This window comes from Caballeronia choica, assembly GCF_001544535.1.
GTDB lineage: Bacteria > Pseudomonadota > Gammaproteobacteria > Burkholderiales > Burkholderiaceae > Caballeronia > Caballeronia choica.
On record NZ_FCON02000302.1, the window covers coordinates 1 to 4,646 of the forward strand.

3 protein-coding genes and 1 pseudogene are annotated in these 4,646 nt (G+C 58.1%); 3 read left to right on the forward strand and 1 reads right to left on the reverse strand.

The features are described from left to right. Positions 1-565 precede the first annotated feature (565 nt). On the forward strand, positions 566-1,171 hold the full coding sequence (locus tag AWB68_RS42750; protein ID WP_235028828.1) for a CBS domain-containing protein: 606 nt from the start codon (positions 566-568) through the stop codon (positions 1,169-1,171). Positions 1,172-1,444: 273 nt separating this feature from the next. Here the strand turns inward: AWB68_RS42750 and AWB68_RS42755 are convergent, their stop codons facing one another. Beyond that, the gene (locus AWB68_RS42755) at positions 1,445-1,699 is read right to left on the reverse strand and encodes a hypothetical protein (protein ID WP_087650152.1); all 255 of its coding nucleotides are present in this window, start codon (positions 1,697-1,699) and stop codon (positions 1,445-1,447) included. Between the two features lie 910 nt (positions 1,700-2,609). On the opposite strand from AWB68_RS42755, the gene AWB68_RS42760 reads away from it, so the two are divergent. Together AWB68_RS42760 and AWB68_RS42765 are read left to right on the forward strand one after the other, a co-directional pair. Further along, entirely contained in the window at positions 2,610-2,885 is a 276-nt protein-coding gene (locus AWB68_RS42760; protein WP_087650153.1) for a YlcI/YnfO family protein, read from the forward strand. A gap of 127 nt (positions 2,886-3,012) precedes the next feature. After that, positions 3,013-4,132: pseudogene (locus AWB68_RS42765) on the forward strand (IS110 family RNA-guided transposase). Positions 4,133-4,646 lie beyond the last annotated feature (514 nt).

A 4,646-nucleotide genomic window follows, 5' to 3' on the forward strand; every position in this document is an offset into this window, starting at 1 on the left:
TGATGCACTTCAATCCGAAGGCGGTCGAGCTTTTCAAGCAATATCGGCAAAGGTATCGCTTGGACAGCTAGACTTTTGAAGTCGATCCGGATTTCGGCGGCGCTTCGATGGCTTTGGTTTTTCATCTCTACAGAAGTCCGTCCGGTTCCTCGCGATGCAGCTGGGAGGTACGTCGGTTCCCATTCTGAAACGACTACCTACTTTAGCAGCAAGTGCCTTACGCCGCGTAGCTTTTTTGACCAGTGCAGGAGTCGAAGAGGGAGCCGTTCGCGTGTTACGTTGCCCTTGTATCAAGGTAGCTGTGCATGTTGTGCGCGATCTTCAAAGTCGGCATTCCGCATCGTCGGTGTAGCCCACAAATGAACTCGAGCAGATTGAATCGCGCGGGTTCCAAATTCTTGCCTTCGGTCAAGTCAACGAGACAGGTAACGTACATGCGTCGTGGGTCCCTGCTTCGGGACTACGGGAAAGCGCTGATCGGATTTTATCCTATGCGCCGCGTCTAAGCGTGTCATGTTGTGATACGTTTAATACCGTGAAGGATTGACCCTGAATGAGGTTGAACATGGCAGTCGGATCCAAGTTTGCAAGGTGGCTAACGGGTGTTCGTCATGCCACAGCACGTCTTGACGCCGATCAATCTTGTGGGGATGAGCAGCGCTCGTCGGATGCGGACCTGGATCGCTTCGAGTTGCTGCGCAAGCAACTGGAGCAGCAAGCCTACTTCACGAGCCTGATGGAAATGACTTGCGCCGAGGTTATGCGCACGCCCGTCACGAGCGTGACTGGAGATCAAACTACTGGTGATGCGCTGAATTTGTTAGATGGACGCCGAATCAAACTGCTGCCCGTGATTGACTCGAGACACCGCCTGATAGGCGTAGTCACGCGTACCGATCTTCAACCGTTTCACCCGAGCATCCGAATCGTTTCCCAGGGAAACGACACGACCGGAGCGGCGCAGAGGGAGAGGAAGCGGCTGCCAGTTCGCAGCGTGATGTCGACAGCCGTGGCAAGGGTTGATGCAGCGACACCGGTGGCTGACGTCATTACCCGCTTCATGGCCAGAGGACACCATCACATGCCTGTCGTGCGCGACGATAAGAACCTCGTCGGAATGCTTACGCAGTTGGATATAGTGGCAATCATGTGCCGAAAAGCAGCGTTCTGACATACGGCCTGTTGCTTTGGACGACAGACCTGGGATCGACTGCACGTAAAGAGACGGGTGCGTAGAGGAGCTTGCAAGTTGCGAACTCCACTTGCGCATTTCTCTTTAGTCCATACCCGTTCTGCAAAAAATTCTTCCACATCTGTAGCAAAATCTTGTGCTATTCGCTCAGGCGGACATAACGTAAAGTTCGAACGATCGCATTTACATCTCCGGCGACGTGTTGGCCGCGTTATGCGGGCTACCATGTTTATGTTACCCGCAATAAAAAGACTACTCGGCGACCCCGGCAAGGTTCTCGAAGTTGTCCTCAACGCGTTCGCGCGCTTCTGCGGACGCCTCGTCCGCTGTTCTTGCGACCAGCGGAAAAACGAGCCCGTTCCCTTTGAATTCGTGGGCGAAATGGACCCACGACTCGTAGGAGAACACTCCGGATTCCAACTGGACCACGTTGAGCATCACGTCGTAGGTGCGCTGGAGGCCCTGCCGACGAGAGTATTGAAATTTGTACACCTGCGGACGAAGCATGGCGACCTCAGTGTTGTTGGGAAACTTGAAGTATGAGCGAGCGAAGCGAAATCGAGTACACCGTCCTTTCCGAATTAGCCCTCGCCTGGCCCGCCGGTCCGGGGCCCGATGCGAGGGGCGGGCGACAGCAGGATTCTCTCCGCAATGAGATTGATTGTTCGCGGATTCGTTGCGCGCGGGCGTCCCCGTCGCGACCACTATCGGTCAGATTCGGTCACGGGCCGAACTGGCGTAATCCCTAGGCTGCTTCAAGAACGTTGTGGCGAGACTGCTAACCCAACCGGTGCGGGTAGGGACGAGGGGCTCGCAACAGCGCTAACTTCTCACCGATGCTCATGCAAAGCGACTGCCGTCAGCAGATAAATCGCACCGCAGATCGAAGCCAGCGCGGTCGATCGGGGTGTCGTGCTGGTCAACGCGCGGGGTTCGCCGAGTCTTTTCGACGACGTTGTTGCCGACCGAGGTGGCAAATCAAAGAGATCATGACAGCGTATGCGCTGACGCGGGAAGATCTCGGTATAAAGCGCAAGCGCAGTCCGATGAAGCAAAAGACGGCACCGAAGTGCAGAGACCCGACGACCCGGCGCCACCTGGAGTGGCATGGGTCGAGAGCCGGCGTGAATCACGGGAAAGAAGCGCGATAAGTTCCTCATCGTTGAGTGAGACACGTCATAGATGAGCCAAGACGGAACGGCGTCGGATCCTGGAAGGGGGTCATCAGTGGCTTCGCGTTTGCTGGCCCGGTTCTGAACTGAGATTCGACAGACTGCTAAGTCAAGCTTGTACGAACGCCGGCCGTTTGCGCGACGGCGAGCGGTCCGGTAAGGTAGCGGGCGTCAGAAACAATGGCGAAGGCGGTGTACAAACGCGTCCGTTTCACGCTGTTTCAAAACGCTAACAGGAGAATTCGGTGAAAAGGACCGCTGAAAACAAGCTGAAGGTCGTCGCGGTACGGGTCGATCCGCAAATCGAGCAAAGGTTGCGACTCCTGGCTGAAGTAACGGGACGCAAGCAGTCGTTCTTCCTGCAGCAGATGATCGAGAGCGGCATCGGCGCGATGGAAAATACGTGGTTGCCGCAGGATGTTCTCTCGCAAGTCCGAAGCGGCACGTTGCAGCCACGGCGGCAGGCGAGCGACGCGACTTCAGACCTCTTTGGCGACTTATACACCGACCACACAAACTAGGCAGTATGACTTCGCGTGAGGCAGAGGGCTGGCCGGCCATGAGGAATCAAACGCGAGTTAGCATTGCTGCCAGAGCCGCACGGTGTGGACGGTGCCACACCCGGCGATTTCCCGCACGGAGGCCAGCATGGACCACGATAGCACTTTGTACGTCGGCCTGGACGTCCACAAGGACTCGATCACGGTCGCCTACGCGCCCGGGTCGGGCGAGGTCGAACTGTTCGGCAAGATCGGTACGACGCAGGCTGACATCGATCGCCTGTGCAAACGCCTGCAGTCCAAAGCGCGCCGCATACACGTTGTCTACGAGGCGGGCCCGTGCGGCTATGGACTCTACCGTCAGCTCGTGCAGAAGGGCTTCGACTGCATGGTGTGCGCACCGTCACTGATTCCCAGAAAGCCCGGAGAGCGCGTCAAGACTGACCGACGCGACGCTGTAAAGCTGGTGCGGCTGCTCCGTACCGGCGACCTGTCGGCAGTGTACGTGCCCACCGTAGAGGATGAAGCGTTCCGCGATCTGGCACGTGCATGGGTGAGCGCCAAAGACGATATGAAGCGTGCGCGGCAAAGGCTGAAGGCCTTCCTGCTCTCGCATGGCGTGCGCTATATGGGTCGGGCCGACTGGGGTCCCGCGCACCGGCGCTGGCTGAGCGCGTTTTCGTTCGACAACCTTTGGCAGCAACTGGCGCTCGACGAGCTTCGGCGCACGATCGAGGACCGTCTCGCGCAATGCGGTCGTCTCGAAGCCGCCTTGCGCGAGGCGGTCCGAGTGGCGGTTCTATCCGGCTGTACTGGCCATGCGCGGTGTGCAGTTCACGACCGCCGTGGGCATGCTCGCCGAGCTGGGCGATCTCTCACGCTTCGCGCACCCGCGCCAGTTGATGGCCTGGCTCGGCGTTACCCCGTCAGAACATTCCTCCGGCAACAAACGGCGCCAGGGCAGCATCACCAAGACGGGTAACAGCTATGCAAGAAAGTTGCTGGTCGAAGCCGCCTGGAGCTACCGATACCCGGCACGCGTGAGTCCCGAGATTCAACGGCGACATGAAGGCATCCCCAAGCCCATCTTCGATCGCGCCTGGGACGCGCGGGTGCGACTGTGCCGGCGCCATCGCAAGCTGGCTGCGCGCGGCAAGAACGCGAACGTCACGGTGGTTGCCGTAGCCCGCGAACTGGCCGGCTTCATCTGGGACATCAGCCGGCTGGCGATGTCGCTCGCTATACCGTGCGAGGTGCACGTGGCGTAATGCAATACCTGAGCACCCCCTTGACCTCACTCTAATCACTGGAAGAAGAGTTTTCTGAAGGCGGCGTAGCCAGGCACGCGAGTAACCCGCGAATGGACTACGCAACGGACAACATCCGACTTGCGACACTAGATAGCGGCAGGCTCGTTGGGCGGACCTCTGTAATGCGGTAGCCAACCCGCGAATATCAGTGTGATCCACCGTCGAGATTTACTGCTACGTCGCCCTCAGGAAATTCACATGACATGTACTCAACACGCTGAAAACCGATCCCTCTTGACACGCGAAGTCATATCAGTCCATTGAACCAATGAAATTGCACGACTCTAAAGTGCATGGGAAAAATGAATCTGAGTGATGGCGAGCGCAGGGAATTGATGGCAATGCAGCGCAGTCGCACGATGGCTGTAGGTCAAGTGCGGCGTGCGCGGCTGATCCTTCTGCTCGACGAGCGCGCCTCGCGCCAGGCGATCGTGGATGAGTTGCGATGCGACTCGCGTTTCATCACGACCTG